Consider the following 23,890-nt stretch of genomic DNA (forward strand, 5'->3'; position numbering starts at 1 on the left):
GTGCCGGACCGGCGGGTGAGCAAGGAGGCGTGCGTGGGACCGACGCGATTCCGCCGCGAGGTCGCGGACTGGCTCGCGGACAACCTGACCGGCGAGTTCGCCCGCCTGCGCGGGCTGGGCGGGCCGGGGCGGGAACACGAGGAGTTCGAGCTGCGCCTGGCCTGGGAACGACACCTGGCCGCCGCGGGCTGGACGTGCGTGGGCTGGCCGGCCGAGCACGGCGGCCGCGGCTTGTCCCTCGAAGACCAGGTCGCCTTCCACGAGGAATACGCCGCCTCCGGAGCACCCGCGCGGGTCAACCACATCGGCGAGCAACTCCTCGGCCCGACGCTGATCGCCTTCGGCACTCCGGAGCAGCAGGCCCGGTTCCTGCCCAAGATCGTTGCGGTCGAGGAACTGTGGTGCCAGGGGTACTCCGAACCCGGCGCCGGCTCCGACCTCGCCGCCGTCTCGACGTCGGCGGCCCTGCGTGACGGCGAGTGGGTGATCAACGGCCAGAAGATCTGGACGTCCTTGGCCCATGTGGCCGACTGGTGTTTCGTGGTGGCCCGCACCGAACCCGGTTCGCAGCGGCACCACGGCTTGTCCTACCTTCTCGTGCCGTTGCGGCAGGACGGTGTGACGATCCGGCCGATCCAGCAGCTCACCGGCACGTCCGAGTTCAACGAAGTCTTCTTCGACGACGCCCGAACGGCCGGAAACCTCGTCGTCGGCGAACCGGGCGACGGCTGGAAGATCGCCATGGCCACCCTCGGCTTCGAACGCGGGGTCTCCACCCTCGGCCAGCAGATCGGGTTCCGCCGCGAACTCGACGACATCACCGCCGAGGCCCAGCGCCTCGGCACCTACGACGACCCGCTCCTGCGCGCCGACCTCACCCGCGCCCGCATCGGCCTGCGCGTCCTGCGCGCCCACGCGTTACGCACCCTCGGCCAAGCCGCCGGACCCGAAGTCGCCGTCGGCAAGCTCCTGTGGGCGCAATGGCACCGCGGGCTCGGCGAACTCGCCATGCGCGCCCGCGGGGCACGCTCCCTCACCTCGGACGGCGGCGACCTCGACGAGTGGCAGCGGCTGTTCCTGTTCACCCGCGCCGACACCATCTACGGCGGGTCGGACGAAATCGAACGCACCATCATCGCCGAGCGCGTCCTCGGCCTGCCCCGGGAGGCCCGCCCGTGATCCCGTCCTACCCACCCGGCCACGACCTCCTGCAGGGGAAGGTCGTCGTGGTCACCGCCGCCGCGGGCACCGGCATCGGCTCCGCGGTCGCGAAGCGCTGTCTCGAAGAGGGCGCGCAGGTCGTCATCAGCGACTGGCACGAACGCCGGTTGAAGGAGAAGGCCGCCGAACTCGGCGACGTCCACGCCATTCCCTGCGACGTCACCCGGGAAGACCAGGTCCAGGCGCTGATCGACGGCGCCGTCGAGCAGTTCGGCCGGCTGGACGTGATGATCAACAACGCCGGGCTCGGCGGCACGAAGTCCGTCCTGGACATGACCGACGACGAGTGGTCGAAGGTCCTCGACATCACGCTCACCGGCACCTTCCGCTGCACCCGCGCGGCCCTGAAGCAGTTCGTCGCCCAGGGCGGCGGCGGGGCGATCGTCAACAACGCCTCGGTGATCGGCTGGCGCGCCCAGGCCGGCCAAGCGCACTACGCCGCCGCGAAAGCCGGTGTCATGGCGTTGACCCGCTGCTCGGCCCTGGACGCCGCCGAACACGGTGTCCGGATCAACGCCGTCGCGCCGAGCCTCGCGATGCACCCGTTCCTGGCCAAGGTGACCAGCGACGAACTCCTCGAAGACCTCACGAAGAAGGAAGCCTTCGGCCGGGCCGCCGAGCCGTGGGAAGTCGCCAACGTCATGGTCTTCCTCGCCAGCGGCTACGCCAGCTACCTCACCGGCGAAGTCGTCTCCGTCAGCAGCCAGCACCCCTAGGAGCCCCCGTGCCCGAAGCCTTCCTCCTCGACGCGGTCCGCACACCCGTGGGGCGCCGCGGCGGTGCGCTGTCCGGGTGGCACTCCGCCGACCTGGGTGCGCACGTCATCAAGGCGGTCGTCGAGCGCGCCGGGGTCGACCCGGACTTCGTCGACGACGTCATTTTCGGCTGCACGGACACCCTCGGTCCGCAGTCCGGGAACATCGCGCGCACCGCGTGGCTGGCCGCCGGGTTCCCCGACCACGTGCCGGGGGTGACGATCGACCGGCAGTGCGGGTCGAGCCAGCAGGCCGTGCACTTCGCCGCGCAAGCCGTCCTGTCCGGCACGCAGGACCTGGTGCTGGCCGGCGGCGTGCAGAACATGAGCCGGATCCCGATCAGCGCCGCGATGCTGGCCGGACGCGAGCACGGCTTCGAGGACCCGTTCTCCGGCTCGAAGGGCTGGCAGGAGCGCTACGGCAGCGTCGAGGTCTCGCAGTTCCGCAGTGCCGACATGATCGCCGAGCACTGGGACATCAGCCGCGCGGCCATGGAGGAGTACGCGCTGCGCAGCCACCGGCGGGCCGTGGCCGCCATCGACGAAGGCCGCTTCGACGCCGAGATCGTCCCGGTCGAGCAGTTCCGGCACGACGAGGGCCCGCGCCGGGACACCAGCCTGGAGCGGATGCGCGGCCTGAAGCCGCTGGGCGACGGTTCGCGGCTGACGGCGGCGGTGGCCAGCCAGATCTCCGACGGCGCGAGCGCGGCCCTGCTGGCGTCCTCGTCGTTCGTCGAAACCCACGGCCTGACGCCGCGGGCCCGCATCCACCACCTGTCGGTGCGCGCGGCGGACCCGGTGTGGATGCTGACCGGCCCGATCCCGGCGACGGCGCACGCGCTGCGCAACGCCGGGCTCACCGTCGACGACATCGACCTGTTCGAGGTCAACGAGGCGTTCGCGAGCGTGGTGCTGGCGTGGCTGGACGAAACCGGCGCGGACCCCGAACGGGTCAACGTGAACGGGGGCGGGATCGCCCTCGGTCACCCGATCGGGGCCACCGGCACCAAGCTCCTCGCGACGCTCCTGCACGAGCTGGAGCGCCGCGGCGGGCGTTACGGGCTGCAGACGATGTGCGAAGGCGGCGGCACCGCCAACGTCACCATCATCGAACGGCTGTGAAGCCGGGCAGCGCCGATCAGCCGAGGGCACGCAGCTTCGGCAGCACGTCCTCGGAGAACTGGGTCAGGAAGCGTTCCTGGTCGTGGCCGGGGCCGTGGAAGACCAGGTGGTTGAGGCCCGCGTCCAGGTACGGCTTGATCTGGGCGACGGCCTCGTCCGGGTCGGACGCCACGATCCAGCGCTTGGCGACCTGGTCGATCGGCAGCTCGTCGGCCAGCCGTTCCATCTCCTCGGCGGAGGACACGCTGTGCTTCTGCTCCGCCGACAGCGACAGCGGCGCCCAGAACCGGGTGTTCTCCAGGGCCTTCTCGTGGTCGCGGTCGTAGGACAGCTTGATCTCGATGGTCCGGTCGACGTCCTCGACGGTCTTCCCGGCCGCCTCCGCGCCTTCCTTGACCGCCGGCATCAGCTTGTCGGTGTAGAGCTCCATGCCCTTGCCCGACGTGCAGATGAACCCGTCGCCGGCGCGGCCCGCGTACTTGGCCACCACCGGGCCGCCGGCGGCGACGTACACCGGCACCGGCTGTTCCGGCCGGTCGTAGATCTTGGCGTCCACCAGCTCGTAGTAGTCGCCCTTGAAGTTGACGTTGTCGCTGGTCCACAGCTCGCGGATGAGCTTGATCGACTCGCGCAGCCGGGCGAAGCGCTCCTTGAACTCCGGCCACTCCCGCCCCGACACGGCGATCTCGTTCAGCGCCTCGCCGGTGCCGACACCGAGGATGACGCGGCCGTTCGACAGCAGGGACATGGTCGCGAACGCCTGGGCGATCACCGCCGGGTTGTACCGGAACGTCGGGGTCAGCACGCTGGTGCCGATCTGCACCCGCTTCGTGCGTTCGGCCACCGCCGGCATCCAGGCCAGCGCCCACGGGGCGTGGCCGCCTTCGTGCCGCCACGGCAGGAAGTGATCGGACACCCACACCGAGTCGAGGCCCACCTCTTCGGCGCGCACGGCGTACTCGACCAGGTCCCGCGGCCCGAACTGCTCCGCCGACGCCTTGTATCCGACCTTCAACACCGCGTCCTCATCCTCCCGTTTCCCGGCCGAGCCGCCGCAGGATCTCACCTGCCTCGGCCACTGCGCCCTCGACGATCTGCGCCACCGTGGGCAGGTCGTGGATCATGCCCACCACCTGTCCCGACGCTAGCACTCCGGCGTCCGTCCGGCCGTCGACCAGTCCCGCCCGCAACAGCATCGGGGTGTTGGCCGCCATCACCAGCTGGCTCCAGGTCAGATCGTTGCCGTGCTTCATCGCAAGGCCTTCCCGTAACATCGCAACCGGGGACAGGCCGGTGATATTCCGGAAGCGCAGGGCGTTGCGGGCGGCCTGGGCGAGGCCGCGGACGCGGCCGGTGCGTTCGAGCCTGTCGACCAGTTCGGTGCGCAGCACGCGGTGCGGGAGGCCGTCGACGCGCCGGGTGACGACCGTTCCGGTGAGGCCCTGCTCCAGGTAGAGGCGTTTGACCTCGTCGGGGACCGTGCTCTCCTTGCTCAGCAGGAACCGGGTGCCCATCGCCACGCCCGCGGCGCCGTAGGCCAGGGCGGCGGCGAGCCCGCGGCCGTCGAAGAAGCCGCCGGCCGCGACGACCGGGATGTCGACGGCGTCGAGCACCGAAGGCAGCAGCAGCGTGGTGGCCACGCCCCCGGTGTGCCCGCCGCCCTCGCCGCCCTGGACGATGACGGCGTCCGCACCCCACGCGGCGACCTTCTCGGCGTGCCGGGCGGCGCCGATCGACGGGATCACGACGACGCCGTGGTCGCGCAGCTTCGCGATCATCTCCTTCCGCGGCGCGAGCGCGAACGACGCCACCTTGACCCCTTCGCGGATAAGCAGGTCGACCCGGTCCCCGGCGTCCACCGCGTCCGCGCGCAGGTTGACGCCGAACGGCTTGTCCGTCCGCTTCTTGACCTCCGCGATGGCCGCTTCCAGCTCGCCGAACGTCATCGTGGCGGAGGCGAGGATGCCGAGGGCGCCGGCTTCCGCGGTCGCCGTGACCAGCCGCGGCCCGGCCACCCAGCCCATCCCGGTCTGCACGACCGGGTGGTCGACGCCGACCAGCCGGGTCAGGGCGGTCTTCACGCCGGGACTTCCTTGTCGCGCAGGCTTTCCGGGTCGACGACCTCGCGCAGCAGCCGCAGTTCGGCCTCGTCCGGTTCGCGGCTGGTGCCGGTGCCGGTGAAGTCGATCTGGAACGTCGTCGCCGCGGTGACCTCGTCGCGGGTGACGCCCGGATGCAGGGACACCGCGCGCATGGCGTGGTCCGGGCCGCCGAAGTCGAACACGCCGAGGTTCGAGACGACCCGGTGCACGTCGTGGTACCGCTGCGCCGACGGGCCGGCTTTGGCCGCGTTGTCGTACCCCACACCGGAAACGACGTCCACGGTGTCCACGAACACCCGGGTGGAGTGCCGGGGCACCCAGTAGCTCGTCCGGTGGTTGATCGTGTTGCCGGGGGCACCGCGCACGCCGAGGAGCTGTTTCTTCGGCCGGGCGTGGTCGCCGATGGCGGAGATGTTCTGGTTGCCGTACCGGTCGATCTGGTTCGCGCCCATCACGACGTGCCGGCGTCCGTGCGGGACGATCGTGTCGAGCATCCTGCGGAACGGCTGCCAGCCCTCGACGACGCCGTCCGGCGTCACGAGCTGCGCTTCGCCGTCGGACATCAGCAGGTCCGGCTCGAAGGTCAGCCGCGCCAGTTTCGCGCCCAGCTGCGGGATCAGCCCCATCGGGCTGACCAGGATCTCGCCGTCGCCGCGGAACAGCTCGGCCACCGCCACCACGGCGATCTCGGCCCGGGTCGCGCTCATGCCGCCTCCGCTCCGAACTTGTCCACTTCGGACAGATACCGCCGCTCGTCCCCGGAGAGGAACCGGTCCGCGAACCCCGGCCACGCCTCGGGATCCTTGGCGCACGCGGCGTAGTGCCGCTGGAACCGCTCGTCCCGCCCGTAGTCCGGGACCGCCGTGGTGAAGTGCGCGCCGCGCGGCGACTCCACCACCCCGTCGACGGCGCCGCGGGTGAGCAGCAGCGACTGCACCGGCCCGGCGGAAGTCAGCTCCGCCGTCTCGACGACCTTCTCGGCCGACACGAAGCACTTGTCCGCGGCCAGGGCGAACAGCTCGTCGAAGTACGGGTCCGGGCCGAGGTACTGGGCGTTGCCGCGGGCGTCCGCGCGGTTGAGGTGCACCAAGGCCACGTCGAGGTGCTGCGCCGGAACCGCGACGAGCTCCTCGCCGTCGTCGTACGGCGAGCGCACGGTGCGGAGGCCGGGGTTGGCGCGCATCACCTCCGAGCCCAGCCCGGCCCGCGTCGGCAGGAACGGCAGCCGCTGCATCGCCGCCGACAACGCCGTGCCGAACATGCCCTCGTCGTACTCGGTGACCTCGATCGCCCCGGTCTCGCGGGCGCGGCCGAACCACGGGTCGTACGGGATCGAATCCAGGGTGACGAACCCGAAGACGACCCGCTTCACCTTCCCGGCCGCGCAGAGCAGGCCGACGTCCGGGCCGCCGTAGGACACCACGGTGAGGTCCTTCACGGGGGTGCGCAGGATCGCGCGGACCAGGGCCATCGGCTTGCGGCGGGACCCCCAGCCGCCGATGCCGACGGTCATGCCGTCGCGGAGCTCGGCCGCCACGTCGTCGGCGGTCGTGCGCTTATCGGCCATTCAAGAACTCCTCGCGGGCTTCGTCGGACGCGCCGAGCAGGTTCAGCTCGAAGGTGAACCCCTGCTCGAACCGGTAGCTGCGGTGCACCTGCTGGGTGTCGATGCCGTTCAGGGCTTCCTTCGCCGCGCGGATGACCCGCGGGTCCTTCTTCGCGATGTCCCGGGCGACTTCCAGGGCCGCTTCGTCGAGCTCCGCGCGCGGCACGACCCGGTACACCGAGCCGTGGGTGTGCAGTTCGGCGGCGGTGATCTTGCGGGCGGTGAAGTAGAGGGTGCGCATCAGGTGCTGCGGCACCAGCCTCGCCAGGTGCGTGGCCGCGCCCAGCGCGCCGCGTTCCACCTCCGGGACCCCGAAGGTCGCGTCTTCCGAGGCGACGATCACATCCGCGTTGCCGACCAGGCCGATGCCGCCGCCGAGGCAGAACCCGTGCACCGCCGCGACCACCGGCACCTCGCAGTCGTAGACCGCGCCGAAAGCCGCATAACAGCCCCGGTTCGCCCCGACCAAGGCGTCGAAGCCCTCGCTGCGCTGGATCTCCTTGATGTCGACCCCGGCGTTGAAGCCGCGCCCCTCGGCGCGGAGGATCACCACGTGCACCTCCGGGTCACGGCCGGCCTGGGTGATCGCGTCGGCGAGGTCGAACCAGCCCTGCACCGGCAGCGCGTTGACCGGCGGGAAGTCGACGGTGACGACCTCGATGTGCCCGTCGCGTTTGGTCAGGATGCCCATCAGCTCGCTCCGTAGACGGGTTCGGGCTCGGGCGCCTGCTCGAGCAGCTCCTTCACCACCGGGCCGAGCTCGGCCGGTTCCCACCGCTCGCCCTTGTCCACGACCGGGCCGTGCCGCCAGCCCTGCGCGAGGGAGACCTTCCCGCCTTCGACTTCGAAGACCCGGCCGGTCACGTGCCCGGACTCCTCGCTGCCCAGCCAGACGACCAGCGGCGAGACATTCTCCGGCGCCATCGCGTCGAAGCCGGTGTCCGGCCGCGCCATCGACGCGAAGACCCCTTCGGTCATCCGCGTCCGCGCGGCCGGGGCGATCGCGTTCACCGTGATGCCATAACGAGCCAACTCGGCCGCGGCCACCACGGTCAGTCCGGCGATCCCGGCCTTCGCGGCCGAGTAGTTGCCCTGGCCCACGCTGCCCAGCAGACCGGCACCGGAGCTGGTGTTGATCACCCGCGCCTGCGGTGTGCGCCCCGCCTTCGCCTCGGCCCGCCAGTGCTCGGCGGCGTGCCGCAGGGGCGCGAAATGCCCTTTCAGGTGCACGCGGACGACCGCGTCCCATTCGTCCTCGCCCAGGTTGACCAGCATCCGGTCGCGGAGGAACCCCGCGTTGTTGACCAGCACGTCCAGGCGGCCGAACCGCTCCAGCGCCGTCCCGATCAGCTCCTTCGCCCCCGCCCAATCGGCGACGTCGGAGGTGTTCGCGACCGCCTGGTCCCCGACCGCCGCGACGACTTCCGCGGCCGCGCCGGCGTCCACGTCGTTCACCACCACCGACGCGCCCTCGGCCGCGAACGCCAGCGCGTGCGCCCGCCCGATCCCCCGGCCCGCGCCCGTCACGACGACCACGCGGCCCTGGCACAACCCGCTCACGCATCCTCCCGATTGACATCCGCCGCCGCCAAGAACGCCGGGACCTCTCCCCCGCCGTGCACCCGCAACGTCGCTCCCGACACATAAGAAGCCAGCGGGGAAGCCAAGAACGCGGCGCAGTGCCCGATTTCCTCCGGCTCGGCGAGCCGGCCGAGCGGCACGGTCTTCCCGACCGCCTCGACCGCGGCCTCGCTCCCGTAGTGCAGGTGGGACTGCTCGGTCCGCACCATCCCCACGTCCAGGGCGTTGACCCGGACCTTGGGTGCCCACTCGACGGCGAGACTGGCGGTCAGGTTGTCCAGCCCGGCCTTCGCGGCGCCGTAGGCCGCGGTCCCCGGCGAGGGCCGGGTCCCGCTGACGCTGGAGATCATCACGATCGACCCGCCGGACTCCTGCCGCTGCATCACCGCGTTCGCGTGCTGCGCGACCAGCAACGGCGCCAGGAGGTTCAGCTGCACGATCTTTTCGTGCAGCTGCGGCGACGCCTCCGCCGCGGACACGTACGGCGCCCCACCGGCGTTGTTGACGACCACGTCCAGGCGCCCGTGCCGGGAGACGATCCCGGCGACCAGAGCCGAAACCTGTTCTTCGTCCCGCACGTCGCACCGGAGGAACTCGGCCCCGGTCGCGGTCTCGCGCCGCGCGCAGGTGACGACGTGCGCACCCTGGGCCAGGAACACCGCGCTGATCCCCTTACCCACGCCCCGGACGCCGCCGGTGACCAGCACCACGGCGCCGGCCAACCCGAGATCGGTCTTCACCGGCACACCACCTTCCGCCCCAAAACTAGAACATGTTCTCGCTCGGGACAAGGCAGCCGGGGGTCACACTCCGGACGAGCGGAACCCGGACGCCCGCAGCGCGGCCTGCATGGCGAACCGCGCGTCCGGGTCGTCGAGGCGGTCGCCGAAGGCCTGCTTCAGCTGGCGCACGCGGTAGCGGACCGTCTGGGGGTGCACCGAAAGCTCCACCGCGATCTTTTCGGAATTCCCGCCGTTCTGGAGCCACGACAGCAGCGTCTCGCCGAGACGGCGGCGCGTGCGCTCCGGGAACTGGTCCAGCGGGGCCAGCTGCCGGAGGGCGACCTGCTCGGCCAGCGGCGCGTCGGACAGCAGCCACAGATCCGTCAGGTGCTCCGTGCACCACGTCACCGGCGTGTCCGGGAGCGCGCCGTCCGCGACCAGCCGCAACGCCGCGCGCGCCCAGCGCAGGGAGTGCGCCGCCGCGCCGAGCTCCACCGGCGGCCCGACCGCGACGCGGGTGCCGAGCCGGGTCAGGGTCCGCGCGTCCACCGGCGCGGGCAGCAGCAGGTACGGCTGCGGCGGGTCGAGGTCGGCGAGGGCGTCGGGCCCCCACGACGTGCCGGTGGTCCGCTCGGCGGCCACCGCCACCACCTCGCGGGGCACCGGCCAGCCCGCCGCCGACGCGAGTTCGGCGAGGACCGCGTCCGGGACGGCACCCGGGCCGGTCAGCAGCCGCAGCAGCCGCCGTCGCAGGCCGGCCCGGGTGCCCTCGATCTCCGCGCGGGCTTCGCGGTGGCCCCGGCTCGACATCCGGGCGAGCTCGTCGGCGTAGCCGAACAGCATCTCGGCCAGCTGCGCCATGACCGCCGACGACAGCCGGTGCCGCCGGCCCAGCCGCATGATCCAGCGCCAGCCGACGCGGGTGCCGACGCGGTAGGCCGCCTGCAGGTCGTCGAGGCTCCGGCCTTCGCGCGCCTCGCCCGCGCCGAGCCGGCGGCACGTCTCGAACAGCCGCTCGCGCGAGGCCTGCGGATCTTCGACGAGGTCCACGAAGAGCGCGACGGCGCACTCGACGCCGTGCCGGGTCACCCGCCCGTAGGCGCCGTCGCCCGGCCGGGCGTAGACCGGGACGGCCCGCAGCACCTCGCGGACGATCCCGTCGGCCAGCCCCGGCAACGCCGGGCGCATCAGCGCGGCCAGCTCTTTCCTCCGGAGAACATCCTCACCGGCGTCCCGGGGAGCCGGGACGCTTTGCCGAGCACTGTCGCGGGACACCAGGGTTCCTCCACCGGGGACGGCGATCGCAACTCTTTCGGGGATCCGGGTGGCGGAGCCCCCGACCCGGGGCGAAGCCCCGGATATCACGGAGCGTGCTTTACCTGACAGTAAAGCAGGGAGACCGTACAGTACACCTCCATGAGCCGGCCCAGCCCTCCTGATCGATCCAGCCCCCGCCGCAGCCCGGCCGCCCGGCCCACCGACGACGAACTGCTCGACGCCGCCCGCGCGGTGTTCGCCGAACGGGGCTACGCGCAGGCCACGATGGGGCTGATCGCCGAGCGCGCCGATTCCACCAAACCGACGCTCTACGCCCATTTCGGCGACAAAGCGGCCCTTTTCCGCGCCACCGTCAGCCGGGAAGTCGCCGCCGTGCGCGACTGGGTCGTCAAGGCCTACGAAACGGCGGGCCCGCGCCCGCTGGAAGAGCGCGTCCGGAAGGCGGTGATGGCCATGTTCAGCTACGCCGGCGCCCACCCGGAGAGCTTCCGGCTGCTGTTCGACTCGGCCGTCGACGAGATGTCGAACGAGCGCCGCGCGCTGGCCGACACCGTCGCCACCCTGGTGCTCGGCCAGATCCGCGAACACCTGATCGCGCACGGCCGGCCGGTCGGGCCGAGCGCGGACCTGCTCGCCGCGATGATGGTGGGTCTCGTCGGACGGGCCGCGATGCACGTCTCCCACTCCCCCGGGCTCGACCCGATCGCTTCGGGCGAACTGGCCACCGGGTTCGTGATGGCCGCCCTGCGCGGCCTGGATCCCGCGCTGCTGGACCACGTCGACCGCCCGCAGCCCGCCGGGCAGTGCGTCACCTGAGCGTCCACTGGGGACTGTTTGTCACCGGCCGGACAATTCCCGGTCCGAATCGAAATCACCTCTTGCCGGGGTCGGCAAGCGCTGCGACGCTGCCTTCACCGCAAGCGTCGTCCCCTTTTTCCGGTTGACCGGAAAGCGCTTGCCGACCCCCTTTTCCCACAACGAGGTGTGATCAGTGATGAGCGCTCCCCAGAAACGCCTGCTTTCCGCCGTGGCCGCCGTCGGCTTCGCCGTCGCCGGGCTCACCGTGGCGGCCGCGCCGGCGGCGTCGGCCGCCCCGTGCACCGACATCGACGTGGCGGTGGCCCGCGGCACCGGCGAACCCGGCACGCTCGGCCTCATCGTCGGCGACCCGGTCTTCCAGGCCGTGCAGAACCGGCTGCGCCCGCGGTCGGTGAGCAGCTACCGCGTCGACTACCCGGCCGACCTCGGCGAGCCCGCGTCGGTGCAGCGCGGCAACACCGACCTGGTGAACCACGTGCGGTCGCAGGCTGCGGCCTGCCCCGCCCAGCGGTTCGTCCTGGCCGGCTACTCGCAGGGCGCCAACGTCGTCGACAACTCGATCGGCATCAGCAGCGACGGCGCGATCGTCGGCGGCCCGATCGTCGCCACCATCCCGGCGGACCTGGCGCCCCGGATCGCGGCCATCGTGCTGTTCGGCAACCCGATCCGTGCGATCGGCCGATCGGTCACCGGCACCTACGCCGGCCGCACCAAGGACTACTGCGCCGACGGCGACCCGATCTGCCAGGCGGGCGGCCTCAACATCCTGGCCCACCTCAGCTACGGCAACCAGGCCGGCGACGCCGCCACCTTCGTCGCGAGCAAGGTCTGAATTCCCGTGAAGGCCACCCCGGAATTGCCCGGGGTGGCCTTCACGGTTTTCTCAGCAGTTCGACGGCGCGGTCTGGCCGTTGAAGCGATTCACGATCCACTGGTGCGCGTCCGCGTTCCCGGCCAGGATTCCGCTGGCGTGCTCGGCGACGTAGGTCGTCCACTGCTCGCGGACGCCGGCCGCGCAGTACGCCCGGTGCAGCGTCTCCGCCTGCGGGGTGTTGACGATCTCGTCGGTGCTCGCGTGGTACTGGAACACCGGCACCCGCGGCGGGTGGGCGCCCAGCTTGTTCTGCGCCAGCCGCGCCTGCCACTGCGGCGTGCCCAGCGGGTTGGTCGTCGTGTAGTCGCTGATCTTCTTGAACGAGTAGTTCAGCAGCAGTTCCGCGGTGCACGCGTTCTTCTTCGCTTCCGCCAGCTGCTGACGTCCGGTGTCGTTGAGGAACGAGTCGAGCTTCAGGTCCGGGTACGCGGCGTCGAGCCCGACCGCGGCGAAGGCCAGGAACCCGAAGCCGATGTACCCGTCGAGCCCCTTGGCGACCTCGGTCAGGTCGGCCGGGACGCCGCCCGCGACCACGCCGACGACGTTCAGCTCCGGCGCGTACGTGGGCTGCTTCTCCCCGGCCCACATCGAACCGCCGCCACCCTGCGAGTAGCCCTGGAAGATCACCTTGGCGCTCTTGGAAAGCCGCGCGGACGGAAGGTCCTGCGCCGCCCGCACCGAGTCGATCACGGCCGGCCCCATGGACTGCCCGGTGATGTAGGTCGGCACGGTCGACGGCGAGTAGCCCTCGTAGTCGGTCACCGCGACCGCGTAGCCGCTGGACAGCGAGTCGTTGATGGCGGGCTGGTCGTAGAGCGTGCCGCGTTCCATCGCCTTGGACGCCGTGCACTTGAACGCCGGGCCCTGTGTGCCGACGGCGTAGCCGACGATCGGCGCCTTGGCCGGGTCGACACCCTTGGGCACCAGGATCGTCCCGGTCACCGCGTCCCGGTTGCCGAGGGCGTTCGTCGACAGGTACATGACCTGCCAGGCGTCGGCGTTGAGCGCGTTCAGCAGCGGCACCGCGGGCCGCCAGCGGATGACCTCACCCGGGTTCCCGGCCGGCAGCGGAGAGGGCGGGGTGTAGAAGGAGTCGTCGAACGGCCCGGGCAGCAGGGGCGCCGCACCGGCGGGCGGGCTCGCGGCCGCGATCCCCAAGGCCACCAGGCAGCAGGTCAGGAGCGCCGAAACCACGGCGCGGACACGGGCGTGCTTCACCACAACCTCCATCGGGGAAAGGAATCCGCTCAGGCCGGGAGGCCGAGCGCGCCGGCCAGGACCGGCCACGACTGGTGCAGGGCCCGCTGCCAGTACGGCCAGCTGTGCGTGCCGGGCCCGTAGTAGTCGACGGTCGCCGGGATGCCGGCGGTCCGCAGCCGGTCGGTGAAGCTGCGGGACGACATCTCCGCCGTCGACTCCAGGAAGTCCGCCTGCCCCGGCGGGTCGAGCGGCCCGGTCTGCCCGTTGCCGCACGAGACGTAGAGCGCGGTGCCGCGCAGCTGGTCGACGTGGTCGTAGGGGTTGCTCGCCGACCAGATCGGCTGCATCCCGAACGAATCGCCCCAGAGGTTCAGGTAGTTGAAGATGCCGGCCCTGGCCAGGATGCCGATGATCCACACCGGGATCCCCGGGTACAGCGTGTTCGGGACGCCGCTGTAGGAGGCGGCCGCGCCGAACATCCCGGGGTGCTTGAACGCGTACGCCATGGCGCCGTACCCGCCGATCGACAGCCCGGCGACCGCCCGGCGCGTCCCGCCGCGGTAGCCGCGCTCGATGATCTGCCGCACTTCGGCGGTGTGGAAGGTGTCCCAGTCGGGGGTGTTCTTCAGCCCGAAGTTCCACCACTTCGTGTACATCCCCGCCGGGCCGTCCGTCGGCATCACGACCAGCGCGTCCTTGGCCGCGGTGAACGCTTTCACGTCGGTGAACTGGTCCCACGAGCGGTAGTCGACCGGCTCGCAGCAGCCGTGCAGCAGGTACAGCACGGGCCAGGTCCGCGCGGGCTGCGCGGCCCAGCCGGACGGCACGATCACCCGGACCATCCCGGTCGTGCCCAGTGCGGGCGAGCTGATCTGCAGGTCGGCGGTCCGGGCGTCCAGCCAGGTCTCCTGGACGACTTTCGCGCCGTCGTCGGCCACGGCCGGGCTCGCCTGGGCGGGCGTCACGCCGGCCCCGGCGACCAGCAGGACGACGGACAGCGCCAGCAGGGCGATCCGCTTCATGGGAGCTCCTCAGAGGGGGATGTTTCCGTGTTTCCTGGCCGGCAGGGTCTGCCGCTTGGTGCGCAGGGTCCGCAGTGCCCGCGCCACCTGGAGGCGGGTCTGCGACGGCGTGACGACCTGGTCGACGTAGCCACGTTCGGCGGCCAGGTACGGGCCGCCGTGGCGCTTGCGGTACTCCTCGGTGAGCCGGCGGCGGGCCGCCTCCCGCTCCCCGGGCGGCAGGGCGGCCAGCTCCCGCCGGTAGAGCACCCGCACCGCGCCTTCGGCGCCCATCACCGCGATTTCCGCGGTGGGCCAGGCCATCGAGACGTCGGCGCCGAGGTGCTTGGAGCCCATCACCGCGTACCCGCCGCCGTAGGCCTTGCGGACGACCACGGTCACCTTCGGCACGGTGGCCTCCGAGTAGGCGTAGATCAGCTTGGCGCCGCGGCGGATGATGCCGCCGCGTTCCTGGTCGCGGCCCGGGAGGTAGCCGGGGACGTCGGCGAGGGTGAGCAGCGGGATGCCGAAGGCGTCGCAGAAGCGCACGAACCGCGCGGCCTTCTCCGACGCGTCGATGTCGAGCACGCCGGCCTGGTGCCGCGGCTGGTTCGCCACGATGCCGACCGAGCGGCCCTGGATCCGGCCGAACGCGCAGATCATGTTGGGCGCGAAGGCACTGTGGACTTCGGTGTACTCGCCGTCGTCGACCAGCCGGACGATCAGCTCGGCCATGTCGTAGGTCTGGTTCGGCGAGTCGGGCACCAGCCGGTCGAGCTCGAGATCGGCCGGGGTGACCACCGGACTGGTGTCGTCGGCGTACTCGGGGCCCGGGTCGAGGTTGTTGGCGGGCAGGTAGCCGAGCAGCGTCTGCACCCACTCGACGGCGTCCTCTTCGTCGACGGCCCGGTGGTGGGCGTTGCCGGCCACTTCGGACTGCACGGCCGCGCCGCCGAGCTCCTGGGCGGTGACGCGTTCGCCGGTGACGGCCTGCACGACGTCCGGACCGGTGACGAACATGTGCGACGTCGCCTCGACCATGACGGTGAAGTCGGTGATCGCCGGTGCGTAGACCGCCCCGCCGGCACACGGGCCCATGATCATCGAGATCTGCGGGATGACGCCGGAGGCGTGGGCGTTGCGGCGGCCGAGCTCGGCGTAGTACGCCAGCGAGACGACCCCCTCCTGGATCCGCGCGCCGCCGGAGTCGTTGATCCCGACGACCGGGCAGCCGATCGTCATGGCCAGGTCCATCAGCTTGAGGACCTTCTCGCCCGACGCCTCGCCGAGGCTGCCGCCGAAGACGCTGAAGTCCTGGGAGAACACGCAGACCTGGCGCCCGTCGACGGTGCCGTGCCCGGTGACGACGCCGTCGCCCCACGGCCGGTTGGCGTCCATCCCGAACTCGGCGCAGCGGTGCCGGGCGAACTGGTCGAGCTCCACGAAGGACCCGGCGTCCAGCAGCAGCCCGATCCGCTCCCGCGCGGTGAGCTTGCCCTTGGCGTGCTGCCGGTCGACGGCCCGTTTTTCGGCGATCCGCACGGCTTCGTCCTGCCGGGCGGCGAGGTCGGCGATCCGGAACGCCGTGGTCGGGGTCAGCTCGTCCATCACCGCACCACCGTCCCGAGCCGCTCGGCCAGCACCGCCACGTGCGGCGGGTCGATCATCGACACGTGGTCGCCCGGGACCCGCACGACTTCGAGCGCGCCGCAGTACTCGTCCCAGCCGAGGGTGTCGTCGGTGCGCAGGTAGCGCGGGTCCAGCGCCGTGGTGAGCGGGTGCGGGTCCTGGGCGCGCAGCAGCACCACGCGCCCGTCGTAGGGCGCCGGCCGGTACCGCTCGGCGACCCGCGCGTCCACATAGGACTCGTACTGGTGCCGCAGGACCCCGGCGCCCATGTCCGGCACCAGTTCGGTCAGCTTGGCGAAGACCCACTGGATCTGAGCGTCCTCGTCCAGCTCCGCCAGTTCGCCGCGGGGCACCGCGAACGGCACGCCGTAGGTGCGCGAGATGTGCTCGGCGAACCGGTCGAACCGGTCCAGCAGCAGCTCGTCCGCCGGCTTTCCCGGGGCGGGCAGCGGCAGGATGGTGTCGATCAGGAAGACGAGCTCGGCGCCGCCGAGGCAGCGCGCGGTCTCGTAGGCGAGGCAGCCGCCGAACGACCAGCCGCCCAGCCGGTACGGGCCGTGGGGCTGGAGGTCCCGGATGAGCCCGGCGTAGCGGGCCGCCTTGCCCTCGACGGTGTCCTCGTCGTCGAGGCGCTCGAACCCGTACACCGGCGGCCCTTCCGGGAGCAGCCGGACGAGCTCGCGGTACACGCTGGCCGTCCCGCCCGCCGGGTGGAACAGGAACACCGGCTCCGCGATGCCGTCCCGCAGCAGCCGCACCGGGCCGCCGCCGTGCCCTTCGAGCTCCGCGCGCAGCAGGTCGGCCATCGCGGCGATCGTGGGGGTCGCGAACAGACCGCCGGGAATCTCGGTCAGGTGTTCCGCGAACGCGGCTGCCAGCTGCCGGGCGCGTCCGGCGTCGCCGCCGGCGGTGAAGAAGTCGTCGTGCACGCCCGGTTCCGGGCCGCCCAGCACGGCCCGCCAGTGCCGGGCGACCCAGCGTTCGGCGGGGTCCCGCGGCCCGGTGACGACCGTCGCGACCGGCGTGGCCGGCCCGAAACCGGCCTGCTCGGCCAGGTGCCCGGCGAGCTCGTCCAGGCTGGCCCCGCGCAGGAGCAGCGGGATCGGCAGCGGCAGCCCGAAGTCGCGTTCCACCGCGCCCCTGGCCCGCATCGCCGACAGGGAGTCGAGCCCGAGCCGGGTGAGCGGCACGGTCCGCTCGACTTCGCCCAGCCCCAGGAGGTCCGCGACGAGCCCGGCCAGGTGGTCGGCGATGGCGGCGTGGGCGGCGCCGGGCGAGGTGCCGCGCAGTGCGTCGATACCGTCCCATGTGGACTGTGGGGCTGACGGGGAGAAGAGCGTGAAGAACGGCCGCTCCCCCAGCCGCGGGAACAGCTCCAGCACGGTCCCGGGGTCCACCCGGGCGACGCCGGTCGCCGCGCGGTCGCGCGCCAGCACGAACTCCAGCGCGGACAACGCTTCTTCGGTGCCGAGCGGGTCGAGCACCGGGTTGGCCGAGCCGGCCGCCGCGCCCACCTCGCCCCAGGCGCCCCAGCCGATCGCCGCCGCGGGGAGGCCCCGGTCGCGGCGCCACGCGACCAGGGCCTCGGTCCACGCGTTCGCCGTGGCGTACGCGGACTGGCCCGGCGAGCCGAACAGCGCGGCCGCCGACGAATACACCAGCCACCAGTCGAGGTCGTGCCCGGCGGTCGCTTCGTGCAGCCGCCAGGCGCCCAGCGCCTTCGGCCGCCAGACGGCGTCGAGCGCCTCGGCGTCGAGGCTGATCGCGGCGCCGTCGGCCAGGACGCCGGCGGCGTGCAGCACCCCGCGCAGCGGCACGCCCCCTTCGACGGCCACCGCGACCAGGGTTTCGGCCGTGCCCGGGGCGGCGATGTCGCCGGGCACCACCCGGATGTCGGCACCGAGGTCGCCGAGCCCGGGATCGGCGGCGTGCCTGCTGTTGAGCACCAGCCGCGTCGCACCCCGCTCGGCCAGCCACCTCGCCGCGGCCAGGCCGAGTCCGCCGAGGCCGCCGGTGATGACGTAGGCGCCGTCGCGGACCGGCTCCCGCACCGGGTCGCCGGAGGCCGGGCGGACCAGGCGCCGCACGGACCGCACGCCGTCGCGCCAGGCGACCTCGTCGTCCGGCCCGTCCGCGCGGACCTCGTCCCGCAGCCGGTCCGCCCCGCCCTCGACCAGGCTCACCCGCAGTTCGGGGTGCTCGAACGCCAGCACGCGCACGAGCCCGCGCAGCGCAGCCAGGCCGGGATCGCCGTCGCCGGCCAGCCACAACCGCGGCGCCACCGGCAGTTCGGCGAGTTCGGCGACGATCCCGGCCACCGTCTCGACCAGCCACGCGCCGCGTGCCGGATCCGGCCCGGCCGCCCCGCCGAGCAGCGCGAGGACCGCGGTCGGTTCGCCGTCGCGCAGCAGCTTCGCCAGCTCGGCCCGGTCGCCGAGCCGGGCGGTCCGGACGTCGTCGCCCGCGAACTCGCGGACGTCGTCGTCGGACAGCACGATCCAGCGGTGTGCCCGGTCCGGCGCGGGCGGCAGTTCCGCCGGTTGCCAGGCCGCCTCGTACAGCAACCGCGTCGTCGCCGCGTCGCGGTACGGGCGGCAGTAGACGTCGCGGAACTCGGCCAGGACGACGTCGCCGGCGTCGACCAGCTGGACGCTGCCGAGCACGCCGTCGCCGGACTCGTGGAGAACGGCGTCCACCCGCACGCCGCGGCGCGGATCGCCGGCCACCACCACCTCGCCGACGGTGAGCGGCAGGTACAGCGTGTCCGCCTCGCCGACGGCGGCGGCCAGCGCGTGCAGGCAGGCGTCGGCGAGCGCGGGGTGCAGCACGTAGGCGGGGTGGTCGGCCTCGGGCAGGGCGATCGACGCCGACGCGCGGCCGGACGCGGCGGTCACCCGGCGCAGGCCGCGGAAGGCCGGGCCGTAGGACTGGCCCAGACCGGCCAGCGCCCGGTAGACGTCGACCGGCTCGCCGTGCGTCGCCCCGAACGGCGCCGACGGCGTGCCGCCGGAGCCGATCCAGGCAATGGCGTGCCGGACCCACTGGCCCTGCGCGGTCCTGGTGTGCACGGTCAGCTCGGTCCCGCGCAGGCTCGTCGTCACCTCGGTGTGCTCGCCGAGCGGGAGGAGTTCCTGCAGCTGGAGGTCGTGGACGTGCCGGCCCGGCCCGGCGGCGAGCGCGAGTTCGAGGAAACCGGTGGCCGGGAACACCGGCTTCCCGGCCACGGTGTGATCGGCCAGCCACGGCAGCGCCGCGGTCCCGGCGTCACCGCGCCACAGGTGGCCGCCGCCCGGATCCTCGATGTGCACGCCGAGCAGGGGGTGCGTGCCGCCGGTGCGGACGGCCCGGCGGGGCCAGAAGCGTTCGTGCCGCCACACCGGGCCGGGCAGCTCGACCGGCGGCGTCTGCGGGCGGGCGGCCAGGACCCCGGGGAGCCCGAGGACGTGCAGCCGGGCGAGGCTGGTGAGGAACGCGGTCCGCTCGTCGACCCGGCGGCTCGCCGAGGGTAGGCCGAGCACATCGGCCTGCTCGATCGCGGCGAGGGCGACGGGGTGCGGCGAGATCTCGACGAAGACGGCGTGCCCGTCGCCGGCCGCGGCGGCGACGGCCTGGCTGAACCGCACCGGACGGCGCAGGTTGGCCGCCCAGTACCCGGCGTCGAAGGCGGGCCTCTCGCGGGGATCGTCGAGAACGCTGCTGTAGCAGGCAATCCCGGGTCGCTGGGTGGTGAGCCCGGTGAGGGCCGCCCGGAACCGGCCGAGCACGGGCTCGACGGCGGCGGAGTGCCCGGCCCCGCCGACCGGCAGCCGCCGGGCGAGGCGCCCGAGGCTCTCGGCGTGCGCGACGACGGTCTCGACATCGCCGGCGGCCCCGCTGATGGTGCACTGGGTCGGCGAGGCGTACACGGCGATGGTGACCTCGGGGAAGTCCGCCAGTTCGGCGGCGGAGAGTTCGACGACGGCCATCGCCCCACCGCCCCGGGCATCGACCTCGGCGAGCAGCCGCGCCCGGGCGGCCATGACCTTCAGCCCGGAGGCCACATCGAGCGCCCCGGCCACGACGGCGGCGGCCACCTCGCCCATGGAGTGCCCGAGCACGGCGGCGGGGGTGACGCCGTGCGCCCGCCACAGCGCGGCCAGGGCGAGCTGCATCCCGAAGAGGGTGAGCTGGGTGGCGGCGAGGTCCGGGAGGTCCTGCTGGAGGGCATCGCCGAGCGAGAACCCGGCTTCGGCCCGGAAGACGGGGTCGAGCGCATCGATTTCGGCGCGGAAGGCGGGTTCGGAGCGGAGGAGTTCGCGGCCCATCCCGGACCACTGCGACCCGTATCCGGAGAACACGAAGACAGGCCCCGAACGCCCCCATGTGTCGTTCGGTGCGTCCAGCGCACCCAACGCCAGATCGGGGCGCTGGGGCCCGGCAGCGAGTCCGCCCACCGAGTCGGCGCCCGCCATTCCCCGCCCGGCGGCCAGCTCTCGCAGGGCCGCGACCAGGTCGTCGCGGTCCTCGGCGACCACCGCGCCGCGCACCGGCAGGTGCTCCCGCCGGTGGGCCAGCGTCGAGGCCACCGCGCCGAGGGGCACGTCACTCTCCGCCAGCCAGTCCGCCAGCTCCCCGGCCCGCGCACGCAGTGACTCCGCCGACCGGGCCGAGAGCGCGAACACCTGTGGCCCGCCGGCCCCGCCCCGCGCCGGGAACGACGCCGCCGGCCACTCCTCGAGCACGACGTGCGCGTTGGTTCCCCCGAAGCCGAAGGCCGACACCCCGGCCCGGGCCGTCCCGGAATACCGGGGCCAGTCCGTGCCCGTGGCGACCACCCGCAGGTCCGTGAAGTCGATGTGCGGGTTCGGCTCGCGGAAGTGCCGGCTCGGCGGCAGCCGCCGGTGGGTCATCGCCAGGACCACCTTCAGCAGCCCGGTGATCCCGGCCGCCCCTTCGAGGTGGCCCAGGTTGCTCTTCACCGACCCCAGCAGCAGCGGACGGCCGGGTTCGCGCGACCCGAGCACCGTGGCCAGGGCCCCGGCCTCCAGCGGGTCGCCCAGCGGCGTGCCGGTCCCGTGCGCCTCGACGTAGTCCACAGTGGACGGATCGACGCCCGCCGCGGAGTACGCGTCGCGCAGCAGGGCCACCTGGGCGTCCGGGTTCGGGGCGGTCAGGCCGTTGGAGCGGCCGTCGGAGTTCACCGCGCTGCCGCGGATCACCGCCAGCACCCGGTCGCCGCGCGCCGCCCGCAGCGGCTTCAGCACGACCACCCCGCAGCCCTCGCCGCGGACGATCCCGTCGGCGCCGGCGTCGAACGGCTTGCAGCGGCCGTCCGCGGCGAGCACGCCCGCCCGCTGGAACCCGGCCGTGATCCCGGGCGAGAGCACCACGTTCACCCCGGCCACGAGCGCGACCTCGCTCTCGCCGCGGCGCAGGCTCTGCACCGCCTGGTGCACCGCGACCAGCGACGACGAACACGCCGTGTCGAGGGTGAGGCTGGGCCCGCGCAGGTCGAGCAGGTACGAGAGCCGGTTCGCGGCGATGCTGGCCGCCGCGCCCGTGCCGGACCAGACGTCGACGCCGGCGACGTCCGTCATCGTCAGCGAGCCGTATTCGGTGGCCGACAGCCCGACGAACACCCCGGTCCGGCTGCCGCGCAGGGCCGACGGCGGGATCCCGGCGTGCTCCAGCGCCGCCCACGCGACCTCCAGCAGGATCCGCTGCTGCGGGTCCATCGCCGCGGCCTCGCCCGGCGTGATGCCGAAGAAGGCCGCGTCGAACCCGGCGACGTCGGCGAGGAAACCACCGCGCACGGGCACGCCGGCGAGATCTCCGGCCGGGACGAACGTCTCCCAACGTCCTTCGGGGACGTCGCCGATCCCGTCGCCACCGGCGTCCAGGAAGCGCCAGAACGCCTCCGGGGACTCGATCCCGCCCGGCAGGCGGCAGCCGAGGCCGACGATCGCGATCGGCTCCCCGTCCTCCGGCAGGGGCACGTGCACCGTATCCCTGTCCACTTCGGACAGGTGGTCGGCGAGTGCGGTGATCGTCGGGTACTGCCACACCAGCGTCGGGGCCAGGGTGCGGCCGACGAACCGGCCGAGGTCGGCCGCCAGGCTCGTCGCGTCCCGTGAGGACAGCCCGGCTTCGTGCAGCGGCCGGTCCGGGTCGGCCTCACCGATCCGGGCGGTCAGCCAGGCGCGGATCGCCGCCGCGTCGGGCGCGCTCATCCGAGCCGCCGGGCGGTGAGCACACCGTCCAGGTAGGACTTCCGGCAGCGCGCCCGGCTGATCTTCCCGCTGGAGGTCCGCGGTACCTCGCCCGGCGGCAGGAAGACGACGTCGTGCAGGCGCAGGCCGTGCCCGGCCGACACGGCCGCCCGCAGTGCCGCCGTCGCCGCGGCGATGTCGGCCTCGGTGTCCTTCGCGCGTTCCAGGACGACGACCGCGGCTTCGCCGTCCCCGGCGTCGACGGCGAAGGCCGCCGCCGAATGCGGCCGCACGACCGGGTGTTCCTCGACGGTCTGCTCGATGTCCTGCGGGTAGTGGTTGCGGCCGTCGACGACGACCAGGTCCTTCAGGCGGCCGGTGACGAACAGCTCGCCCTCGAACAGCACGCCGAGGTCGCCGGTCGCCAGCCAGCCCTCGCCGGTGTCCGGGTCGAGCGGCGGCAGCCCGAAGGTGGCCACCGACGCTTCGGCGCGTCCCCAGTAGCCGCGGCCGACGTTCGGGCCGCTGACCCGGATTTCGCCGACCTCCCCCGGTGCGGCGGGCTCGCCGGTCACCGGGTCGGCGATCCGCACCCGCTGCCCGGCCGGACGGCCGCACGAGACGAGCGTCGTGGCGGACGCGCCGGGTCCGGCCGGCACGGCGTACCCGGCCGCGAGCCGGTCCCGGTCGAACGTCACCTGCCGCGGCGCCTTCCCGGCGTCCGTCACGGAAACCAGCACGGTCGCCTCGGCCAGGCCGTACGACGACCGGTGCACCTCCGGCCGCAGCCCGCACTCCGCGAAAGCGTCGTGGAACCGGGCGATCGTGGCCGGCAGCACCGGCTCGCTGCCGTTGATCAACGAAACGACCCGGCTGAGCTCCAGGTAGACCTTCTCGGCCTCCGTCACACGGGAAGCGCAGTAGGCGTAGGCGAAGTTGGGCGCCGCGCTGATCGCGCCCGGGCTCGCGGACAGGGCGCGCAGCCAGCGCGCGGGCCGTTCGAGGAACGCCAGCGGGTCCATCAGGACCGACTCCAGCCCGCCGGCCATCGGCGCGCCGATGCCGAGGATCAGGCCCATGTCGTGGAACAGCGGCAGCCAGCTGACCGCCGACGTCGTCCCGCTCTCGGCCCCGTAGGCCGCGCACGCCTGGCGGGCGTTGGCGAGCACGTTGCGGTGGGTCAGCACGACCCCGGCCGGCGAGCGCGTGGACCCCGACGTGTACTGCAGGTAGGCCGGGGAGTCCGGATCGGGCTCGGGCCACTCGCGAGCCCCGGCGGCCGGCGGCACGGTGTCGACGGCGAGCACGACCGGATCGACCGGCGCACCGGCGAGGAACCGGGTGACTTCGTCGTGCTCCCCGGCCGTGGTCAGCACGACGCGCGGGCCGCAGTCGGCGAGCGCCGCGGCCAGCCGCCCGGCGTGCCCGGGCAGGCCGGGCGCGAACAGCGGCACCGCGACCAGCCCGGCCCGCAGCGCCCCGAGGAAGGCGACGACGTAGCCGGCGGACTGCCCCGCCAGCACGGCGGCCCGCTCGCCGGGAACGGCCACTTCGGACAGTCGCACCGCGACGGCCTCGACCCGGTCGTCGAGCTCGCGCCAGGTCAGCGTGAGCGCGCGGCCGTCCCCGCCGCCGCGGTGGTCCAGGTGGGTCACGGCGGTCCGGTCGCCGAGCCGGCGCGCCCAGTGACCCAGCAGGGTCGCGAACGAACCGCCGCCGGTGACGGGAACCGGCTGGGAAATGGTTTCCATGCGTCCTCGCAGAGAGCGTTTACCGGCGCAGTGAATAGCCGC

General features: G+C 73.1%; 18 protein-coding genes. 5 read left to right on the top strand and 13 right to left on the bottom strand.

All coding sequences use genetic code 11. From position 1 onward, the window contains the following. The first annotated feature begins 33 nt into the window (after positions 1–33). The 3 genes from AB0J55_RS14895 to AB0J55_RS14905 are packed head-to-tail and all read left to right on the top strand — an operon-like array spanning position 34 to position 3,097. The gene (locus AB0J55_RS14895; RefSeq protein WP_364248008.1) at positions 34–1,179 is read left to right on the top strand and encodes an acyl-CoA dehydrogenase family protein; all 1,146 of its coding nucleotides are present in this window, start codon (positions 34–36) and stop codon (positions 1,177–1,179) included. Beyond that, positions 1,176–1,937, top strand: coding sequence for an SDR family oxidoreductase (locus AB0J55_RS14900; protein ID WP_364248010.1), 762 nt, complete (start codon positions 1,176–1,178; stop codon positions 1,935–1,937). Before AB0J55_RS14895 ends, AB0J55_RS14900 begins: the two co-directional genes overlap by 4 nt. An 8-nt stretch (positions 1,938–1,945) precedes the next feature. Beyond that, positions 1,946–3,097: an acetyl-CoA C-acetyltransferase gene (locus AB0J55_RS14905; RefSeq protein WP_364248012.1), complete on the top strand. Its 1,152-nt coding sequence runs from the start codon at positions 1,946–1,948 to the stop codon at positions 3,095–3,097. Positions 3,098–3,113: 16 nt separating this feature from the next. Here AB0J55_RS14905 and fgd read toward each other — a convergent pair whose 3' ends face one another. The 8 genes from fgd to AB0J55_RS14945 form a co-directional block, all read right to left on the bottom strand. Next, complete coding sequence (gene fgd, locus AB0J55_RS14910; protein WP_364248014.1) at positions 3,114–4,115, bottom strand: glucose-6-phosphate dehydrogenase (coenzyme-F420); 1,002 nt, start codon at positions 4,113–4,115, stop codon at positions 3,114–3,116. A gap of 7 nt (positions 4,116–4,122) precedes the next feature. Beyond that, entirely contained in the window at positions 4,123–5,178 is a 1,056-nt protein-coding gene (locus tag AB0J55_RS14915) for a nitronate monooxygenase (protein ID WP_364248016.1), read from the bottom strand. After that, positions 5,175–5,906, bottom strand: coding sequence for a CoA-transferase (locus AB0J55_RS14920; protein ID WP_364248018.1), 732 nt, complete (start codon positions 5,904–5,906; stop codon positions 5,175–5,177). Before AB0J55_RS14920 ends, AB0J55_RS14915 begins: the two co-directional genes overlap by 4 nt. Beyond that, complete coding sequence (locus AB0J55_RS14925) at positions 5,903–6,766, bottom strand: CoA-transferase (RefSeq protein ID WP_364248020.1); 864 nt, start codon at positions 6,764–6,766, stop codon at positions 5,903–5,905. The genes AB0J55_RS14920 and AB0J55_RS14925 overlap by 4 nt, the downstream gene beginning before the upstream one ends. Next, complete coding sequence (locus tag AB0J55_RS14930) at positions 6,756–7,496, bottom strand: enoyl-CoA hydratase family protein (protein ID WP_364248022.1); 741 nt, start codon at positions 7,494–7,496, stop codon at positions 6,756–6,758. Before AB0J55_RS14930 ends, AB0J55_RS14925 begins: the two co-directional genes overlap by 11 nt. After that, the gene (locus tag AB0J55_RS14935) at positions 7,496–8,365 is read right to left on the bottom strand and encodes an SDR family oxidoreductase (protein ID WP_364248024.1); all 870 of its coding nucleotides are present in this window, start codon (positions 8,363–8,365) and stop codon (positions 7,496–7,498) included. The genes AB0J55_RS14930 and AB0J55_RS14935 overlap by 1 nt, the downstream gene beginning before the upstream one ends. Beyond that, on the bottom strand, positions 8,362–9,126 hold the full coding sequence (locus AB0J55_RS14940) for an SDR family oxidoreductase (protein ID WP_364248027.1): 765 nt from the start codon (positions 9,124–9,126) through the stop codon (positions 8,362–8,364). Before AB0J55_RS14940 ends, AB0J55_RS14935 begins: the two co-directional genes overlap by 4 nt. A gap of 63 nt (positions 9,127–9,189) precedes the next feature. After that, positions 9,190–10,383 carry a helix-turn-helix domain-containing protein gene (locus AB0J55_RS14945; RefSeq protein ID WP_364248029.1) on the bottom strand — a complete coding sequence of 398 codons (1,194 nt, stop codon included), beginning with the start codon at positions 10,381–10,383 and terminating at the stop codon, positions 9,190–9,192. 141 nt (positions 10,384–10,524) lie between these two features. On the opposite strand from AB0J55_RS14945, the gene AB0J55_RS14950 reads away from it, so the two are divergent. Together AB0J55_RS14950 and AB0J55_RS14955 are read left to right on the top strand one after the other, a co-directional pair. Continuing rightward, the gene (locus tag AB0J55_RS14950; RefSeq protein WP_364248031.1) at positions 10,525–11,202 is read left to right on the top strand and encodes a TetR/AcrR family transcriptional regulator; all 678 of its coding nucleotides are present in this window, start codon (positions 10,525–10,527) and stop codon (positions 11,200–11,202) included. 178 nt (positions 11,203–11,380) lie between these two features. Continuing rightward, positions 11,381–12,037 (top strand): cutinase family protein, encoded by a 657-nt coding sequence (locus tag AB0J55_RS14955; protein ID WP_364248033.1) that lies wholly within the window; start codon positions 11,381–11,383, stop codon positions 12,035–12,037. A gap of 51 nt (positions 12,038–12,088) precedes the next feature. On the opposite strand, the gene AB0J55_RS14960 is transcribed toward AB0J55_RS14955, so the two are convergent. Genes AB0J55_RS14960 through AB0J55_RS14980 form a run of 5 tightly spaced genes read right to left on the bottom strand, consistent with a single transcriptional unit; the run spans position 12,089 to position 23,848 of the window. Then, positions 12,089–13,297 (bottom strand): lipase family protein, encoded by a 1,209-nt coding sequence (locus AB0J55_RS14960; protein WP_364248035.1) that lies wholly within the window; start codon positions 13,295–13,297, stop codon positions 12,089–12,091. Between the two features lie 29 nt (positions 13,298–13,326). Next, entirely contained in the window at positions 13,327–14,301 is a 975-nt protein-coding gene (locus AB0J55_RS14965; RefSeq protein ID WP_364248037.1) for an alpha/beta hydrolase family protein, read from the bottom strand. A 9-nt stretch (positions 14,302–14,310) separates the two neighbouring features. Next, entirely contained in the window at positions 14,311–15,888 is a 1,578-nt protein-coding gene (locus AB0J55_RS14970; protein ID WP_364248039.1) for an acyl-CoA carboxylase subunit beta, read from the bottom strand. Next, the gene (locus AB0J55_RS14975) at positions 15,888–22,118 is read right to left on the bottom strand and encodes an SDR family NAD(P)-dependent oxidoreductase (protein WP_364248041.1); all 6,231 of its coding nucleotides are present in this window, start codon (positions 22,116–22,118) and stop codon (positions 15,888–15,890) included. Before AB0J55_RS14975 ends, AB0J55_RS14970 begins: the two co-directional genes overlap by 1 nt. Further along, the gene (locus tag AB0J55_RS14980) at positions 22,115–23,848 is read right to left on the bottom strand and encodes a fatty acyl-AMP ligase (protein ID WP_364248043.1); all 1,734 of its coding nucleotides are present in this window, start codon (positions 23,846–23,848) and stop codon (positions 22,115–22,117) included. Before AB0J55_RS14980 ends, AB0J55_RS14975 begins: the two co-directional genes overlap by 4 nt. Positions 23,849–23,890 lie beyond the last annotated feature (42 nt).

This window comes from Amycolatopsis sp. NPDC049688, assembly GCF_040674975.1.
In the GTDB taxonomy this organism is placed as follows: Bacteria; Actinomycetota; Actinomycetes; order Mycobacteriales; family Pseudonocardiaceae; genus Amycolatopsis.